Below are 16,038 nucleotides of genomic sequence, written 5' to 3'. Positions count from 1 at the left end.
ATTAGAGCACCAATTCATCGAGGTCTGCACGGCGCCGTAGCGCCCAGGACGGTGCGTAGCGCCCGCCGGCATCGTGGTGATGCATCGAATCCAGCAGATCCCACACCCACTGGGCGCCCAGCCGCTCGGCCCATTCCATGGGGCCGCCGGGGTAGTTCACGCCCAGTCGCATGGCCGTGTCGATGTCCTCCGGGGTGGCGATCCCGCGGGCCGCGGCGTCCACGGCGAAGTCGATGATCATCGCGATCGTCCGGGCGACGATCATTCCCGGCACGTCCTCGACCACACTGACCTGCTTGCCCAGCGCCTGGAACAGCCCGACGGCTTCCGCGAGGTCGTCCTCGGAGACCGCCGCCGAGGCCGCCAGGGCGATCCGGGTGGCGGCGCGGTAGTCCAGGGAGAGGTCGAAGCGGATGTACTTCCCGTAGGCGTGGGAGGTCGCCGGGTAGCCATTGGTCAGCGCCAGACAGGCCCCACCGGGCAGCCGGAGGAAGCCCTCCGACTCCCCCGGGGTGCGGTCGCGGGTGACCTTGATGCCCGCCTCCTCGATGAGCTCGCGCAGCACCACCGCGGGGCCGGGCAGCTTCGCGTGCAGGCCGACGGATTCGGGCGCCGGGCAGGGCTCCGCGGTCCGCGGTTCCGGCCTCCGGGCGCCTTCGGAGTAGTCGAACCAGCCGCGTCCCGCCTTACGGCCGTGCAGTCCGGACTCGACCAGCCGGCGCTGCGCCAGGGAGGGGGTGAACTTCGGGTCCTGGAAGAAGGCCTTCCACACCGAGTGGGTGACCGCCTCGTTCACGTCCTGTCCGATGAGGTCGGTCAGTTCGAAGGGCCCCATCTTGAATCCGGTGCCGTCGCGCAGCACCGCATCGATGGTGGCGGGGTCGGCGACCCGCTCCTCGTAGACCCGCAGGGCCTCGGCGTAGAAGGGGCGGGCGACGCGGTTGACGATGAAGCCGGGGGTGTCGGCGCAGCGCACCGGCCGTTTCCCCCAGGCCGCGGCGGTGTCGTACGCCGTGGTGGCGGCCGCCTCGTCGGTGGCGAAGCCGCTGATCACCTCGACCAGGGGGAGCAGCGGCGCGGGGTTGAAGAAATGCAGGCCCACGCAGCGGCCGGGGCGGCGCAGCCGGCCGGCGACCGCGGTCACGGACAGCGAGGAGGTGTTGGTGGCCAGCAGGCAGTCCGCCGCCACGATGTCCTCCAGGGCGGCGAACAGCTCCTGTTTGGCGGGAAGTTGCTCCAGGATCGCCTCGATGACCAGTGCCGCGTCGGCCAGCTCGGCGAGGGCGGTGGCGGGGGAGAGGCGCCTGCGGGCGGCGTCCCGCTCGTCCGCCGGGATCCGGCCTTTCTCGACGAGCCGGTCCAGCCGCCGCCCGATCGCCTCGGCGGCCTGCCCGGCGCGCCCGGGAGCGGTGTCATAGAGGAGTACGCGATGGCCGGCGACCAGCGCCACCTGCGCGATGCCCTGTCCCATGGTGCCGGTTCCCACCACTGCCACGGTGCTGCTGGTCCCGAGTGCCGTCATGCCAGCTGATCCTCCCCGACCGACTTTTCCACAGGCTGGCCGGACCCTCTTGCCCCGACCGATCGTTCGGTTACTCTAACTCCGTTGCCTTGTCCGCTCCCAGCCCCTATCCACTTCCGCCCGGCTCGACGAGGAGTTGGTCATCGATGGCCGCCGAAATGACCGCAGCGCAGTTGATCGAGAAGCACCGCCCGACCCTCGACCAGGCGCTGGAGGCGATCCGCACCCGCGCGTACTGGTCCCCGCACCCCGAGCACCCGAAGGCGTACGGCGAGAGCGCCGCATCCGACGGGCTGGCCGCGTTCGAGGCGCTGCGCGGCAAGCGGTTCGAGCTCGACCAGCCCGGCACGGACGACTGGACGGGTGAGGAAGTCTCGCCGTACGGCCCGGAGTTGGGCATCAGCTATCCGCATCCGGATGTGGACCTGCTGCTGCCCGCCATGCGCGCCGCGCTCCCCGCATGGCGGGACGCCGGTCCCGAGGCGCGGGCGGCGGTGTGCCTGGAGATCCTGGCCCGGATCAGTGCGCGCACCCATGAGTTCGCCCAGGCGGTGATGCACACCAGCGGCCAGGCCTTCATGATGGCGTTCCAGGCGGGCGGACCGCATGCCCAGGACCGCGGCATGGAGGCGGTGGCGTATGCGTACGCCGAGCAGGTCCGCACCCCGGAGCGGGCGCCCTGGTCCAAGCCGCAGGGCAAGCGTGACCCGCTCGAACTGTCCAAGAGCTTCACGGCCGTACCGCGCGGTGTCGCCCTGATGATCGGCTGCAACACCTTCCCGACCTGGAACGGCTATCCGGGCCTGTTCGCCTCTCTGGCGACCGGCAACCCGGTGCTGGTCAAGCCGCATCCGCGTGCCGTGCTGCCGCTGGCGCTGACCGTCAAGGTGGCCCGCGAGGTGCTGACCGAGGCCGGTTTCCCCGCGGACCTGGTGTGCCTGGCCGTGGACAAGCCGGGTGAGGGCCTGGCCAAGACGCTGGCCGTCCGTCCCGAGGTCCGCATCATCGACTACACCGGCTCGACCGCCTTCGGCGACTGGCTGGAGACGCACGCCCGGCAGGCGCAGGTCTTCACGGAGAAGGCCGGCGTCAACACCGTCGTCATCGACTCCACCGACGACTACAAGGGCATGCTCAGCAACCTCGCGTTCTCCTTGTCGCTCTACAGCGGCCAGATGTGCACCACCCCGCAGAATCTGCTGATCCCCCGCGACGGCATCGGCACGGACGCCGGACCGAAGTCGTACGACGAGGTGGTCAGCGATCTCGCGGGCGCGGTGAGCGGTCTGCTGGGCGATGACGCACGGGCCAACGCCCTGCTGGGCGCCATCGTCAATCCGCAGGTCAAGGAGCGGATCGACGCGGCCGTCGGGCTCGGGGAGGTGGCGCTGGCCTCCCGTGAGGTGGCCAACCCCGAGTTCCCCGGGGCCACGGTCCGTACGCCGGTGATCGTCAAGCTGGACGGCGCCAAGCCGGACGACGAGGCGGCCTATCTGTCGGAGTGCTTCGGCCCGGTGTCCTTCGCGGTGGCGGTCGATTCCGCGGCGGACGCGGTGGATCTGCTGCGGCGCACGGTCCGCGACCAGGGCGCCATGACGGTCGGCGCGTACACCACCTCGGCCGAGGTCGAGCAGCTGGTGGAGGAGGCGTGCCTGGAGGAGTGCGCCCAGCTGTCGCTGAATCTGACCGGCGGGGTCTATGTGAACCAGACCGCGGCGTTCTCGGACTTCCATGGCTCGGGTGGTAACCCGGCGGCCAATGCGGTGCTGTGCGACGGCGCCTTCGTGGCGAACCGCTTCCGGACGGTGGAGGTGCGCCGGCCGGCGTGACCGGCTGGATGGGCCCGGGACCGTTCCTGGGCCCTCACCGGGGCCGCGGGTGGGACCGGGGCCCGTCAGAGGGCGCCCGGCCCCTCGATCCGCGCATGGCGGCCGATCCAGGCATGCATCGCGATGGCGGCCGCGGCCCCCGCGTTGATCGACCGGGTGGAGCCGAATTGCGCGATCGAGCAGACCAGCGAGGCGTGCCGGCGCGCTTCCTCGGTCAGCCCCGGCCCCTCCTGGCCGAACAGCAGCACACAGCGGCGCGGCAGCTCGGTCGTCTCGATCGGTACGGAGCCGGGGAGATTGTCGATCCCGATGATCGGCAGCTCCTCGGCCGCCGCCCAGGCGGTGAGGTCGGCGGTGTCCGGGTGGTGGCGGACATGCTGGTAGCGGTCGGTCACCATCGCGCCGCGACGGTTCCAGCGCCGCTGCCCGACGATATGGATCTCCTTGGCCAGGAACGCGTTCGCGGTCCGGACGACCGAGCCGATGTTGAAGTCGTGGCCCCAGTTCTCGACGGCGACATGGAAGTCATGGCGACGGGTGTCCAGGTCGGCGACGATCGCCTCGCGCGTCCAGTAGCGGTAGCGGTCGACGACATTGCGGCGGTCGCCATGGGCGAGCAGCTCGGGGTCGAACCGCTCGTCCTGCGGCCAGGGCTCCGGGTGCGGCCCGACGCCGATCTGGGGCCCGTACCCCTCGTCGTACTGGAGGGGCTCGGCGGGGGCGGTTTTCTCGCTGCTCACCCCACGAGCGTATGGCCACCGCCGCTGTGCTCCGTACGGCCGTCCGGCTCACCATCGCCGGATCCGCCGGCCGGACGGGCCGGTCCGCCGCGCGAGAACAGTCGTTCGCGCAGGCCGGAGAGGCGCGCGGAGAGCCAGGTCAGGAAGTTCGTCGGCAGGAAGACCGCATCCGCGGTGATCATCGCGAGCGAGAAGAACGGCAGCCCCAGCAGGAACGCGATCGAGAGGTGCTCACAGATCATCGCGACCAGCAGCACATTCTTCAGCCGCCGGTTGAAGAGCGTGAACGGGAAGGCGACCTGCACGATCACCGTGCCGTAGGTGATCAGCATGATCATCACGCCGTTGCTGCCCAGCATCTCGGACAGCGCCGGCCAGGGGGAGAAGTAGTCCAGATGCATCGGGAAGTAGACCGCGGTGCCGTCCTGCCAGCGGCTGCCCTGGATCTTGTACCAGCCGGCGGTGGCGTAGATCAGACAGACCTCGATCATGATCACCAGCAGTGCGCCGTTGTGGGCGAGCTTGGCGAGGGTGTCCAGTACGACGCGCGGCTCGCCGGGCGCGTACCGCTGCACCGCCCACCACAGACCGTGCGTCGCCCACAGCCCCCAGAACACCAGGCTCCAGCCGAGGTGCGGGAACGGGCCGTCGCCGAACCAGCTGAGGCCGTAGTTGCCGCCCAGCTGGGCGACGGCCAGGGCGAGGCCGAGCACGGCCCAGAGGATGATGCCGGGCAGATCGCGGGAGCCGGTGGGCGCTTCGCCGGTCTCGCCCGCGGCGGCCGCGGCCCGCTTCGCACGGCGTGCGTCCAGCGACCAGACCTGCCCGCACCGGGTCAGCACGAGATACATCGACATCAGGTGGATGACGTTGTCGCCGCCGTCCCCTATGAAGATGCTGCGGTTCTGCAGCGAGAGCACACCGACCATGAAGAGCACCGACATGGTGCGGGTGCGCCAGCCGAGCATCAGCAGCGCACTGGCCACGATGGCCAGCAGGTAGACGCACTCGAACCAGCCGCGGCCGTCGGACCAGGGCAGTACGGAGAAGGCGTGGTTGCCGTCCAGCAGACGGCGCGCCATGTCCAGGCTCCAGGGGCTGTCGGGCCCGTAGAGCACCGCGCGGTGCGGCCACTCCCGCAGCAGGAAGAGCAGCCAGGTCACCGAGAAGCCGATCCGGATCACCGCGGTCTGGTACGGGGCCAGCGCCCGGCCGGTCGCGTACCGGAAGCCGCGCCCGATGGCGCGCTCGATCCGGGTCTCCTCGTACGGGGCGGGCTCCTGGGGCGCCTGTGATGCCGGCGCTGGCTGAGGCACGTCGGTCTGCTCGGTGGGGTGCGGGGGCTGCGATGCGCCGGGCGTCTGCTGAGGCTGCTGGGGCGTCGGTGACATCACTGGTGGGTCGCCCCCTCGGGCAGGTCGGCGGTGGTGACCTGCCACCAGGGCAGCACGCGGAAAACGGGCTTGTCGTTGATCTTCTCGGTGCTCCACGGCGGCGGCCGGACCGCCGTCGTCTGCGAGCGGACCTGGATCCGCTCGATGCGGTCGCCGCTACTGGTCCACTCGCCCGCTATCCGGGCCAGCACGATCCGCCGGATGTAGCGCTCGGACAGCTCACCGCGCAGGCCGACCGGGCGGTTCTGCGCGTTGTGGGTGTTGACGAAGAGCTCCCAGCCGCGGCGCAGTTGGTTCTGCTGGGTGTGGCTGGGCATCGGGTTGTGGCGGATGTCCTGGCCGTCGCGGGCGGTCAGATCGGTCCAGCCGGTGGTCCGGGCGGCTCCCTCCTCGCTGCGCAGGTGTGCGCGGACCTGGACCGCGCTGTTCTGCTGGAGGGGATTGGGTGCGAACAGCTTCCAGTTCTGCTCGTACTCGGGATAGACGTAGTCGCTGATCAGAGCGCCCTGCTGTTTGCTGAGCGTGTTCGACGGCGCGACATGCAGAAACATCATCGCGAGATGAATCGCGACCGCGACCGCGATGACGCAGGCCGCCACTCCGATGACGATCCGCGAGGGCAGCGAGAGCGCGGCCAGTGACCGCGTTTCGTCCCCGTATGACTGCATTCCCGCCCCGTTCCCAGAATCCATGCGGCTGACTCCGCCTCGGAACCGTACCTACGCGGCCCCACCGGGCACAGCTCACCTGAGTTATCCACAGGCTTGACACCCGAGGTCCGCCCACTCACCATTGAACCGAACGATCGGTCGGTCGGGAGCAGCGAGGGGGCACCACATGACGACGATCGCGCCGGAAGAGATGGCCCGAGAGGCCGTATTCGACGCCACCGTGGCCGCGGAAGAGCGCATCGAACCGCGGGACTGGATGCCGGACGCCTACCGCTCCACACTCGTGCGGCAGATAGCGCAGCACGCCCACTCCGAGATCATCGGCATGCAGCCGGAGGCCAACTGGATCACCCGGGCGCCGTCCCTGCGCCGCAAGGCGATCCTGATGGCGAAGGTGCAGGACGAGGCCGGCCACGGCCTGTATCTCTACAGCGCCGCCGAGACCCTCGGCACCAGCCGCGACGAACTGCTGGACAAGCTGCACTCCGGCCGCCAGAAGTACTCCTCGATCTTCAACTACCCGACCCTGACCTGGGCCGACGTCGGAGCCATCGGCTGGCTGGTCGACGGCGCGGCGATCACGAACCAGGTCCCGCTGTGCCGGTGTTCGTACGGCCCCTACGCCCGCGCCATGGTCCGCATCTGCAAGGAGGAGTCCTTCCACCAGCGCCAGGGCTACGAACTCCTGCTGGCCCTCAGCCGCGGCACCGAAGCGCAGCACGCGATGGCGCAGGACGCGGTGGACCGCTGGTGGTGGCCGTCGCTGATGATGTTCGGCCCGCCGGACGACGAGTCGTCGCACTCCGCGCAGTCCATGGCATGGAAGATCAAGCGGCACTCCAATGACGAGCTCCGCCAGCGCTTCGTGGACATCTGCGTCCCCCAGGCCGAAGCCCTCGGGCTGACGCTCCCCGACCCGGACCTGACGTGGAACGACGAGCGCGGTCACTGGGACTTCGGCCCGATCGACTGGGCCGAGTTCCGCGAGGTCCTCAAGGGCAACGGCCCCTGCAACGCACAACGCATCAGCCGGCGGCGACAGGCCCATGAGAACGGCGCCTGGGTCCGCGAGGCAGCCGCCGCCCACGCGGCCAAGCACGGGAAGGCCACCCGATGACGACTCCACGCCCCGCCGCCGCCGCGGCCACCGACTGGCCGCTGTGGGAGGTCTTCGTCCGCAGCCGCCGCGGTCTCTCGCACACCCATGCCGGCAGCCTGCACGCACCGGACGCCGAAATGGCGCTGCGCAACGCCCGCGACCTCTACACCCGCCGTTCGGAAGGCGTCTCCATCTGGGTGGTGCCCTCGGCGCAGGTCACCGCCTCCTCGCCGGACGAGAAGGACGCCTTCTTCGAGCCGGCCGGCGACAAGCCCTACCGCCACCCGACCTTCTACGAGATCCCGGACGGGGTGCATCACCTTTGAGGAACCTCACCGCCACCCCGGCCCTGCCGCTCGGGGACGACGCCCTGATCCTCTCCCACCGCCTGGGCGAGTGGGCCGGCCACGCCCCGGTCCTGGAGGAGGAAGTGGCACTGGCCAATATCGCGCTGGACCTGCTCGGCCAGGCCCGTGTACTGCTCTCACTGGCCGGTGACGAGGACGAGCTGGCCTATCTGCGCGAGGAGCGGCAGTTCCGCAACCTCCAGCTCGTGGAACAGCCCAACGGCGACTTCGCCCACACCATCGCCCGCCAGCTCTACTTCTCCACCTACCAGGAGCTGCTGTTCGACCATCTCGCCACAACCGAGAGCGAGTTGGCACCGCTGGCCGGGAAGGCCGTCAAGGAGGTCGCCTACCACCGCGACCACGCCCACCAGTGGACGCTGCGCCTCGGCGACGGCACGGAGCAGAGCCACACCCGGATGCAGTGCGCCCTGGATTCCCTGTGGCAGTTCACCGGTGAACTCTTCGAGCCGGTGGACGGACTGGAAACGGTGCCCTGGTCGGCGCTGCACGATGACTGGACCGTCCGCGTTACCGCCACCCTGGAGCAGGCCACCCTCGCCGTCCCCGAAGGCCCCAGGCAGGGCGCCTGGCGGGCGGGCGCGGGCCGCCAGGGCCTGCACACCGAATCGTTCGGACGGCTGCTCGCCGAGATGCAGCACCTCCACCGCAGCCACCCGGGGGCGACATGGTGACCACCACCGCCCTCGAAGAGGAACTGCTGGCGCTGGCCGGCTCCGTTCCCGACCCCGAACTGCCGGTGCTCACCCTCGCCGAGCTGGGCGTAGTGCGCGGTGTGCAGCTCACGGCCCCCGGCCGGGTCGAGGTGCAGCTCACCCCGACCTACACCGGCTGCCCCGCCATCGAGTCCATGTCGGCCGACATAGAGCGGGTACTGCACGACCACGGCATCCCCGAGGTCGAGGTCCGTACGGTCCTCAGCCCGCCATGGACGACGGACGCGATCACCGCCGAGGGCCGTCGCAAGCTCGCCGCCTTCGGTATCGCACCGCCACGCCCCACGGGCCCGGCCGGCGGACCGGTCGCCGTCGACCTCACCATCCGCTGTCCCCACTGCGGATCCACCGACACCACCCTGCTCAGCCGGTTCTCCTCCACGGCGTGCAAGGCACTGCGCCGCTGTGAGTCCTGCCTCGAACCCTTCGACCACTTCAAGGAGTTGTGATGTTCCACCCGCTCCAGGTCCGGGAGATCGAGCGGCTCACGGACGACGCGGTGGCCGTCACCTTCGCGGTCCCGCCCGAGCTGCGCACGACCTTCCGGCACACCCCCGGGCAGCACATCGCGCTGCGCAGATCGGTCGACGGCCAGGAGATCCGCCGTACGTACTCCATCTGCACCCCCGCGACCGACCAGCCCGTACTGCGGGTGGGCATCCGGCTGGTCGAGGACGGTGTCTTCTCCACCTACGCGCTCAAGGAACTGGCGGTCGGCGACACCGTCGACGTCATGGCCCCGGCGGGCCGGTTCACCCTCGAACCGCGCCCCGGACATTTCGTCGGGATCGTCGGGGGCAGCGGCATCACCCCCGTGCTGTCCATCGCCGCCACCCTGCTCGCCCAGCAGCCGGACGCCCGCTTCTGCCTCATCCGCAGTGACCGTACGGCGGCGTCAACGATGTTTCTGGAGGAGGTAGCCGACCTCAAGGACCGCTATCCCCAGCGCTTCCAGCTCATCCACACCCTCTCCCGCGAGGAACAACAGGCCGGTCTGCCCTCCGGCCGCCTGGACGAGGCCCGCCTCCGCTCCCTCCTCCCCGCACTCCTGAAGATCGACTCCGTCGACGGCTGGTACCTCTGCGGCCCCTACGGCCTGGTCCAGGGCGCCGAGCGCGCCCTGTGCGCCCTCGATGTGCCCCGCACCCGCATCCACGAAGAGATATTCCACGTCGACAACGGCACCCCGACCGCCCCCGCAACCGCCACGCCCGCGCACAGCACCGTGACCGCCACCCTCGACGGCCGCTCCGGCAGCTGGCCCGTCCACGACAGCGAATCGCTGCTGGAAGCAGTCCTGCGCAACCGCGCGGACGCCCCGTACGCCTGCAAGGGCGGCGTCTGCGGCACCTGCCGCGCCTTCCTGGTTTCAGGCGAGGTCCGCATGGACCGCAACTTCGCCCTGGAATCCGACGAGGTCGACGCGGGGTACGTCCTGGCCTGCCAGTCCCACCCGGTCACGGAAAAGGTCGAGCTGGACTTCGACCGGTAGCAGCCATAGGGCATGGGCCCATAGGACCCACCCGCGCGGTCCGCGCCACGATCCGGGCGCGGGCACCGCACCATCCGCCGCCCCGGTCCGCCCACCAGGGCGGCGCACCAGGCCAGCACCTCGGAACCGGCCGCCGCACAACGCCTGTGCGCCGTCCCGGCCTGAATCCGGGGGCGCCGGTCCGAGCCGCACTTCACGACAGAGAGCGAGGTCCCGCCTCCACCGCTTCCACCGCTTCCACCATTCCCAATTCCTGCAACCTGTTCTACCTTGACGCTTCGTCAGATCAAGGTGCCGCGTGGGAGGACAGAGCAGTGGACTTCACCTTCACCGAGGAGCAGCAAGCCGCCGTCGAGGCGGCGAGGGCCGTCTTCTCGGGGGTCGCTCCGGACAGTGTGCCCAGCCCGGCGCTCACCCCCGGTGCGGTCGCCGACGACTTCGACCGCGCGCTGTGGCACAAGCTCGGCGACGCCGATCTGCTGAGCCTGCCGATCGCGCCCGAGCACGGCGGCGCGGGCCTGGACGCGATCGCGCTCTGCCTCGTACTGCGCGAATCAGCCAAGGTGCTGGCACGGGTGCCGCTGCTGGAGTCCGGAGCCGCCGCGCTCACCCTCCAGCGTTATGCGACCGACGAACTGTGCGCGGAGGTGCTCCCCCGGATCGGCACCGGGGACCTCGTCGTGACCGTCGCCGCCCACGGCCGCACCGGACACGAACCGGCCGACCTCGCCGTGGCAGCCCAGCAGGAGGGCACCGAATGGGTCCTCAACGGCGTCCAGACCGCCGTCCCCTGGGCCCGGACAGCGGACCGGATCCTGCTCCCCGCCCACACCCCCGACGGCCAGGCCGTACTCGCCCTCGTCCCCCGCATCCACCCGGGCGTCACATTCGACGACCAGATATCCACCAGCGGAGAGCCGCACGCCGAGGTCCGGCTGGATTCCGTACGTATCAGCGACCGGGAAACGATCACCGACCCCGCCGCCTGGGAGTCGCTGCGCAACCTTCTGACCACCGGCACCTGCGCACTCGCCCTGGGGCTCGGCACCCGCGTACTGGCCATGACCAGCGACTACACCAGCAAGCGCGAACAGTTCGGGTACCCGGTGGCCACCTTCCAGGCCGTCGCCTGCCAGGCCGCCGATCGCTTCATCGACCTGCGCGCCATGGAAGCCACCCTCTGGCAGGCCGCCTGGCGCCTCACCACCGAGGCAGACGGCCCGCTACCGCTCGCCGGAGATATCGCGGTGGCCAAGATCTGGGCCTCGGAAGGCGTACGCCGCGTCGTCCAGACCGCCCAGCATCTGCACGGCGGCTTCGGCGCCGACACGGACTACCCGCTGCACCGCTACCACGCCTGGGCCAAACAGCTCGAACTCTCCCTCGGCCCCGCCGCCGCCCACGAGGAGTCCCTCGGCGAACTGCTCGCGGCACATCAGCTGAGCTGAGTCGGAAGCGAACCGGAAGCGTGCGCCGGCGCGGGGCCGAGGGAGCGCCGCATCGGCACCGGGTTTCAGCGCTGTCGCTACCGGGGCAACCCGGCCCGCCCCAGCCGCTCCGGCTAGATGACCGACCCCGAGCCGCCCTTGCCGTCCGAGACGGGGCGGCCGGCGGCCTCCCATGCCTGCATACCGCCCGCGACGTTCACCGCGTCGACGCCTTGCTGGATCAGATACTGCGCCACCTGCGCCGAGCGCCCACCGACCCGGCACAGCACATACACCTTGCCGTCGCCCGGAGCGGCCTCGGTCAACTCCCCGTAGCGGGCGACGAATTCACTCATCGGGATGTGCAGCGCGCCCTCGGCGTGCCCCGCCTCCCACTCGTCGTCCTCGCGCACGTCCAGGAGGAAGTCCTCCGAACTGAGAGCGTCGACACCGACCGTGGGCACAGAACCAAATTGCATGCTGCCGACGCTACCCGACCAGCTGCGCGAGGTAGGTCTCGCGTTCCGAGACATCGGCGAGCAGCTTCTCGGCGATCTCGTCCAGCAGCGCGTCCGGGTCCTCCGGCGCCATCTTGATCATCGCGCCGATCGCGCTCTCCTCCAGCTCGGCGGCCATCGCGGCCAGCAGCTCCTTGCGCTCGGCCAGCCACTCCAGCCGCGCGTAGAGCTCCTCGCTCTCACTGAGCCGCTCCTCGACCGGCACCGGACCGGCCTCCCACTCACGCGCCAGCTCGCGCAGCACCGCCGCGTCGCCCTGGGCGTACGCCGCGTTGACGCGTGCGATGAACGCGTCCCGCCGGGCCCGTTCCGCGTCGTCCCGCGCCAGGTCCGGGTGAGCCTTGCGCACCAGATCGCGGTAGACCTTGCGGGCCTCTTCACTGGGGCGCACCTTCTGCGGCGGCCGCACCGACTGCTCGGTGAGCATCGCCTGGGCCTCGGGGAACAGCCCGTCCGACCCCATCCAGCCGTGGAACAGCTCCTCGACCTCGGGCATCGGCAGCACCGACGCCCGCGCCTCCCGCGCCTTACGGATGTCCTCGGCGTCGCCCGTACGCGCCGCCACCGCTTCGGCGATCTGCGCGTCCAGCTCGTCCAGCCGTGCGTACATGGGGCCGAGCCGCTGGTGGTGCAGACGGGAGAAGTTCTCCACCTCCACCCGGAAGGTCTCCACCGCGATCTCGAACTCGATCAGCGCCTGCTCCGCGGCCAGCACCGCCTTCGCCAGCCGCCGGGTCGCCTCATCCTGAGCCGCCGCCTGCTCGTCCGACACCTCGCCCTGCCCGGCCCCCGCCCCGACCTGACCGACGCCGGGCTCGGACTCTGCGGCGGACTCACCGACGCCCGGCTCGGACCCTGCCGAAGCCTGAGCGACGCCCGGCTCGGACCCTGCGGCGGCCTGACCCGCACCTGGCCCAGCCCCGGCCCCGGCCTGACCCCCGAGTGGATCGGTCTGGGCCCCGTGGCTGACGCCAAGCCCCTCCGAGCCCGCGACCTGATCTTCCGGACCGCCGCCCTGCCCGAGCTGAGTGCCCTGCCCGAGCGGGGCGTCCTGCCCACCGCCGCGGGCGTCCGGTGCCAGCGGGTCAGGCTGGACGTCCGGGGCGCCCGGTACGTCCGGCCGGTGCTGGCCGTCCTGCATGTTCTCCGCGTGCGAGTTCGTCACCCGGCCAGCGTACGGCCCCGCCGTGGGCGGCACTCCACGGCCATTCACTCGCTTCCGGCTGGCTTGGGGCCCCCTCCCCCCGCCCCAACCTCCCCCTCCACCACCACCCACCCACGGCGCGATGCCGCATCGGCAGCCACGGCGCGGCACCGCACCGACGGTCATGGCGCAGCACCGTGCCGACCGTCACGCTTCAGCGCCGCGCCACCGCCCACGGCTCGACACCGCCCCCAGCGCCCTGCGCCCTGCGCCCTGCGCCCTGCGCCCTGCGCCCTGCGCCCTGCGCCCTGCGCCCTGCGCCCAGCCAACCCCAACCTCGGCCTCACCCCTCGACCACCGACCACCGACTACCACCGGCCCAACGACCGCCCCCCGCACGGCCCCCGAGCCCGCCCCCTCACACCCCCATCTCTGCCTCGATCCGCCCGCTCTTCACCGCCGCGGTCAGTGCCGCGTGGTCTGCTTCCGTGCGGTCCGCGTAGGACACCGCGAAGGACGCTATGGCCTCGTCCAGTTCTTCGTTCTTGCCGCAGTAGCCGGCCAGCAGGCGGGGGTCGGTGCTGTGGGAGTGCGCTCGGGCCAGGAGGGCGCCGGTCATCCGGGCGTAGTCGTCCATCTGGTCGCCGGACAGCTGCGTCGGGTCCACGCTGCCCTTGCGGTTTCTGAACTGCCGGACCTGGAAGGGCAGTCCGTCCTGAGAGCCGTGGTCCGCGCCCGCACCATCTGCGCCCGCGGCACCCCCTCCCGACGACGCCAAGCCCTGCACCGTCGTCCAGCCCAGCAGGATGTCGCTGACCACCTGCATCCGGCGCTGTCCGAGCACCACCCGGCGTCCCTCGTGCGCCACCGACGGCACCGGGAAGCCGGCCTTCTCCACGAAGGGCGTCAGCGCCGACCCGCGTGCCTCCTTCATCTGCAGGACCAGCGGTTCGCCGCGGTGATCCAGCAGCAGCACCACATACGACCGCAGCCCCACGCTGCCCGTGCCGACCACGCGGAAGGCCACATCGTGGATCGCGTACCGGGCCAGCAGGGGGAGCCGGTGCTCGGTGACCGTGTCCAGATAGCCGCTGAGGGCCGCCGCCACGGCTGCCGCCTCCGCGTCCGGCACCCGCCGCAGCACCGGCTGCGCATCCACGAACCGGCGGCCGCCGTCAGCCGTCGGCTCCGTCGCCTTGGCCGCGAACCGCGCGCTGGTGTTCCTGCGCGCCTTCTCCGCGACCTGTTCCAGGGTGCCCAGCAGATCCCGGGCGTCGGTGTGCGAGACCAGTTCCTCGTCGGCGATCGCCTTCCACGCCTCGACGACCGGCAGTTTGGCCAGCAGCCGCATCGTGCGCCGATAGGAGCCCGCCACGTCGCACGCCGCCTTGCGGCAGTCGTCCTCATCGGCGCCCGCCTCCCGGCCGGCCAGTACAACCGACGTCGCGAGCCGCTTCACGTCCCACTCCCACGGCCCGTGCAGGGTCTCGTCGAAGTCGTTGAGGTCGATGACGAGACCGCCGCGGGCGTCGCCGTAGAGGCCGAAGTTGGCGGCGTGGGCATCTCCGCATATCTGCGTGCCGATGCCGGTCACCGAGCCGGCGGCCAGGTCGTACGCCATCAGGCCCGCGGAGCCGCGGAGGAAGGCGAAGGGGCTCGCGGCCATCCGCCCGACCCGTATCGGCGTCAGCTCGGGCAGCCGGCCGACGTTGGACTCCTCGACCGCCGCGACCGCGTCCGGCCGCCCGTCCGCGATCGGCAGCTCGGCCTGCCCGGAACGCGGGAGCCGATCCCGCAGCGCCCGCCCGACGGCCTTGGGCGACGCTCCCTGTGCGTCCGGACGGGCAAACCCCGGTACGTACGGCACACGCGGCATAGCGGGCCACCTCCCCCTTCACGATCTGTTGTTCTTGATGTCCCTGCGCTTCAGTGTGGCTGTGTTCTGCGCTCGTCCGCGCGCCGGGCGGTTCCGGCCTGCCGACGTGCATGACGTTACCGAGGTCCCGGCGCAGCCCGCAGAGCCTGTGGATAACTCTCCATGCGCTCGTCGGCTCAGCTGTCACCACTGGGGCCGGTGGCCGCATCGGCCCGCACCCGCGACGCCTGACCGGTGACCGCCGGGCAGTAGTTGTCAATCACAACCCCCAATTGCGTTGTGCTATACAACTAGCTCTACGAAAGGCAAACCGTGGCTCACCGCGAGGACTCCGTCGAGACCATCCAGCAAGAGATGACCGCGTTCGCCCGCCGGGCCCGCGCGGCCGCCGCCCGGATGCATCCAGAGCTGTCGCTGGTCTCCTACACCCTGCTTGCGCACCTCGATGACCAGCAGGGATGCCGTGCCACGGACCTCGCGGCGCACTACTTCCTGGACAAATCCACGGTCAGCCGGCAGATCGCCGCACTGGAGAAGCTCGGTTTCGTCGAGCGCCGCGTCGACCCGGAGGACCACCGCGTCCAGGTGCTGCACCCCACGGAGAAGGGGGACCAGGTGCTCGCCAACGTCACCGCCAGCCGCCGCCGGGCGTTCCACGAGCGGCTGGCCGACTGGGACGAGGAAGACCTCGACCGCTTCGCGACCTATCTACGCCGCTACAACGCCGCCCAGGATCGGCTCGGCTAGACCCCCACCCGAGCCCACACCCACCCCACATCCACCCCAGACCCACAAGCGGACGCGAAGCACCGCCACCCGGCCCCCAGCCTCAGCCCCAGGCCCCCGGCCTCTACTTCCGGAACCGATCCGGACACTGCCCGCCATCGGCAAGGTAGGTCTCCGCCCAGCGCCCCAGCTCCTTGAGCGCGGACTCCAACGCCAGACCGGCCTCCGTCAGCCGGTAAGAGACGCGCAGCGGCGGTCCCGCGTCCACCTCACGGATCAGCAGGCCGGTCGACGCCAGCTCCATGAGGCGGTCGGAGAGCATCCGCTCACTGATCCCGGGGATCGCCCGCCGCAGATCGGCGAAGTGCACCGGCCCCGGCATCAGCGTCGCGACGATCAGCCCCGTCCAGCGCTTTCCGAACAGCTCGAAGACGCGCGTCATGCCGTCGTCGACCTGCCTGCAGATCGCCTCACCGTGGTCCGCCATACACCCAGCGTACCGCCCTCGCGTTGGGT

The 16,038-nt window shown here is 70.9% G+C and carries 16 protein-coding genes; 8 read left to right on the top strand and 8 right to left on the bottom strand.

The window, feature by feature from the left end; all coding sequences use genetic code 11:
- Position 1: 1 nt before the first annotated feature.
- Positions 2-1,522, bottom strand: a complete 1,521-nt coding sequence (locus STRTU_RS17880; RefSeq protein ID WP_159744537.1) for a 3-hydroxyacyl-CoA dehydrogenase — start codon at positions 1,520-1,522, stop codon at positions 2-4.
- Between the two features lie 146 nt (positions 1,523-1,668).
- On the opposite strand from STRTU_RS17880, the gene paaN reads away from it, so the two are divergent.
- On the top strand, positions 1,669-3,351 hold the full coding sequence (gene paaN / locus STRTU_RS17875) for a phenylacetic acid degradation protein PaaN (RefSeq protein ID WP_159744535.1): 1,683 nt from the start codon (positions 1,669-1,671) through the stop codon (positions 3,349-3,351).
- A gap of 65 nt (positions 3,352-3,416) precedes the next feature.
- Here the strand turns inward: paaN and STRTU_RS17870 are convergent, their stop codons facing one another.
- Genes STRTU_RS17870 through STRTU_RS17860 form a run of 3 tightly spaced genes read right to left on the bottom strand, consistent with a single transcriptional unit; the run spans position 3,417 to position 6,153 of the window.
- Positions 3,417-4,091 (bottom strand): TrmH family RNA methyltransferase, encoded by a 675-nt coding sequence (locus STRTU_RS17870; protein WP_159744533.1) that lies wholly within the window; start codon positions 4,089-4,091, stop codon positions 3,417-3,419.
- Complete coding sequence (locus STRTU_RS17865) at positions 4,088-5,485, bottom strand: HTTM domain-containing protein (protein WP_371873611.1); 1,398 nt, start codon at positions 5,483-5,485, stop codon at positions 4,088-4,090. The genes STRTU_RS17870 and STRTU_RS17865 overlap by 4 nt, the downstream gene beginning before the upstream one ends.
- Positions 5,482-6,153, bottom strand: coding sequence for a DUF5819 family protein (locus tag STRTU_RS17860; protein ID WP_159747033.1), 672 nt, complete (start codon positions 6,151-6,153; stop codon positions 5,482-5,484). The genes STRTU_RS17865 and STRTU_RS17860 overlap by 4 nt, the downstream gene beginning before the upstream one ends.
- 169 nt (positions 6,154-6,322) lie before the next feature.
- Between STRTU_RS17860 and paaA the strand changes: the two genes are divergently transcribed.
- The 6 genes from paaA to STRTU_RS17830 all read left to right on the top strand — a co-directional run bounded on the left by paaA (position 6,323) and on the right by STRTU_RS17830 (position 11,279).
- Entirely contained in the window at positions 6,323-7,273 is a 951-nt protein-coding gene (gene paaA / locus STRTU_RS17855) for a 1,2-phenylacetyl-CoA epoxidase subunit PaaA (protein WP_159744529.1), read from the top strand.
- A complete protein-coding gene (gene paaB, locus STRTU_RS17850; RefSeq protein ID WP_159744528.1) occupies positions 7,270-7,581 on the top strand; it encodes a 1,2-phenylacetyl-CoA epoxidase subunit PaaB in 312 nt (103 codons plus the stop codon). Before paaA ends, paaB begins: the two co-directional genes overlap by 4 nt.
- A complete protein-coding gene (gene paaC, locus STRTU_RS17845) occupies positions 7,578-8,297 on the top strand; it encodes a 1,2-phenylacetyl-CoA epoxidase subunit PaaC (RefSeq protein WP_159744526.1) in 720 nt (239 codons plus the stop codon). The genes paaB and paaC overlap by 4 nt, the downstream gene beginning before the upstream one ends.
- A complete protein-coding gene (gene paaD / locus STRTU_RS17840; protein ID WP_159744524.1) occupies positions 8,291-8,788 on the top strand; it encodes a 1,2-phenylacetyl-CoA epoxidase subunit PaaD in 498 nt (165 codons plus the stop codon). Before paaC ends, paaD begins: the two co-directional genes overlap by 7 nt.
- The gene (paaE, locus tag STRTU_RS17835) at positions 8,788-9,831 is read left to right on the top strand and encodes a 1,2-phenylacetyl-CoA epoxidase subunit PaaE (protein WP_159744522.1); all 1,044 of its coding nucleotides are present in this window, start codon (positions 8,788-8,790) and stop codon (positions 9,829-9,831) included. Before paaD ends, paaE begins: the two co-directional genes overlap by 1 nt.
- 314 nt (positions 9,832-10,145) lie before the next feature.
- The gene (locus STRTU_RS17830; RefSeq protein ID WP_159744520.1) at positions 10,146-11,279 is read left to right on the top strand and encodes an acyl-CoA dehydrogenase family protein; all 1,134 of its coding nucleotides are present in this window, start codon (positions 10,146-10,148) and stop codon (positions 11,277-11,279) included.
- A 113-nt stretch (positions 11,280-11,392) separates the two neighbouring features.
- Here STRTU_RS17830 and STRTU_RS17825 read toward each other — a convergent pair whose 3' ends face one another.
- The 3 genes from STRTU_RS17825 to STRTU_RS17815 all read right to left on the bottom strand — a co-directional run bounded on the left by STRTU_RS17825 (position 11,393) and on the right by STRTU_RS17815 (position 14,796).
- The gene (locus STRTU_RS17825; RefSeq protein ID WP_167539168.1) at positions 11,393-11,737 is read right to left on the bottom strand and encodes a rhodanese-like domain-containing protein; all 345 of its coding nucleotides are present in this window, start codon (positions 11,735-11,737) and stop codon (positions 11,393-11,395) included.
- A 10-nt stretch (positions 11,738-11,747) separates the two neighbouring features.
- Positions 11,748-12,941: a J domain-containing protein gene (locus tag STRTU_RS17820; RefSeq protein ID WP_308789381.1), complete on the bottom strand. Its 1,194-nt coding sequence runs from the start codon at positions 12,939-12,941 to the stop codon at positions 11,748-11,750.
- Between the two features lie 397 nt (positions 12,942-13,338).
- The gene (locus tag STRTU_RS17815; RefSeq protein WP_159744518.1) at positions 13,339-14,796 is read right to left on the bottom strand and encodes a DUF2252 domain-containing protein; all 1,458 of its coding nucleotides are present in this window, start codon (positions 14,794-14,796) and stop codon (positions 13,339-13,341) included.
- Positions 14,797-15,108: 312 nt separating this feature from the next.
- On the opposite strand from STRTU_RS17815, the gene STRTU_RS17810 reads away from it, so the two are divergent.
- Positions 15,109-15,543, top strand: a complete 435-nt coding sequence (locus STRTU_RS17810) for a MarR family winged helix-turn-helix transcriptional regulator (protein WP_159744515.1) — start codon at positions 15,109-15,111, stop codon at positions 15,541-15,543.
- A 103-nt stretch (positions 15,544-15,646) separates the two neighbouring features.
- Here STRTU_RS17810 and STRTU_RS17805 read toward each other — a convergent pair whose 3' ends face one another.
- The gene (locus STRTU_RS17805; RefSeq protein WP_159744513.1) at positions 15,647-16,009 is read right to left on the bottom strand and encodes a winged helix-turn-helix transcriptional regulator; all 363 of its coding nucleotides are present in this window, start codon (positions 16,007-16,009) and stop codon (positions 15,647-15,649) included.
- Between the last annotated feature and the right edge of the window lie 29 nt (positions 16,010-16,038).

The sequence above is a fragment of the Streptomyces tubercidicus genome (assembly GCF_027497495.1).
GTDB lineage: Bacteria > Actinomycetota > Actinomycetes > Streptomycetales > Streptomycetaceae > Streptomyces > Streptomyces tubercidicus.
Note: the sequence above shows the minus strand (reverse complement) of the source record. Positions and strands in the feature narration are given on the sequence as shown.

Coding starts and splice junctions, on each gene's coding strand:
- STRTU_RS17880 (WP_159744537.1), bottom strand. CDS start 1,522: ATGACGGCACTCGGGACCAGCAGCACCGTGGCAGTGGTGGGAACCGGC.
- paaN (WP_159744535.1), top strand. CDS start 1,669: ATGGCCGCCGAAATGACCGCAGCGCAGTTGATCGAGAAGCACCGCCCG.
- STRTU_RS17860 (WP_159747033.1), bottom strand. CDS start 6,153: ATGCAGTCATACGGGGACGAAACGCGGTCACTGGCCGCGCTCTCGCTG.
- paaA (WP_159744529.1), top strand. CDS start 6,323: ATGACGACGATCGCGCCGGAAGAGATGGCCCGAGAGGCCGTATTCGAC.
- paaB (WP_159744528.1), top strand. CDS start 7,270: ATGACGACTCCACGCCCCGCCGCCGCCGCGGCCACCGACTGGCCGCTG.
- paaD (WP_159744524.1), top strand. CDS start 8,291: ATGGTGACCACCACCGCCCTCGAAGAGGAACTGCTGGCGCTGGCCGGC.
- paaE (WP_159744522.1), top strand. CDS start 8,788: ATGTTCCACCCGCTCCAGGTCCGGGAGATCGAGCGGCTCACGGACGAC.
- STRTU_RS17825 (WP_167539168.1), bottom strand. CDS start 11,737: ATGCAATTTGGTTCTGTGCCCACGGTCGGTGTCGACGCTCTCAGTTCG.
- STRTU_RS17815 (WP_159744518.1), bottom strand. CDS start 14,796: ATGCCGCGTGTGCCGTACGTACCGGGGTTTGCCCGTCCGGACGCACAG.
- STRTU_RS17805 (WP_159744513.1), bottom strand. CDS start 16,009: ATGGCGGACCACGGTGAGGCGATCTGCAGGCAGGTCGACGACGGCATG.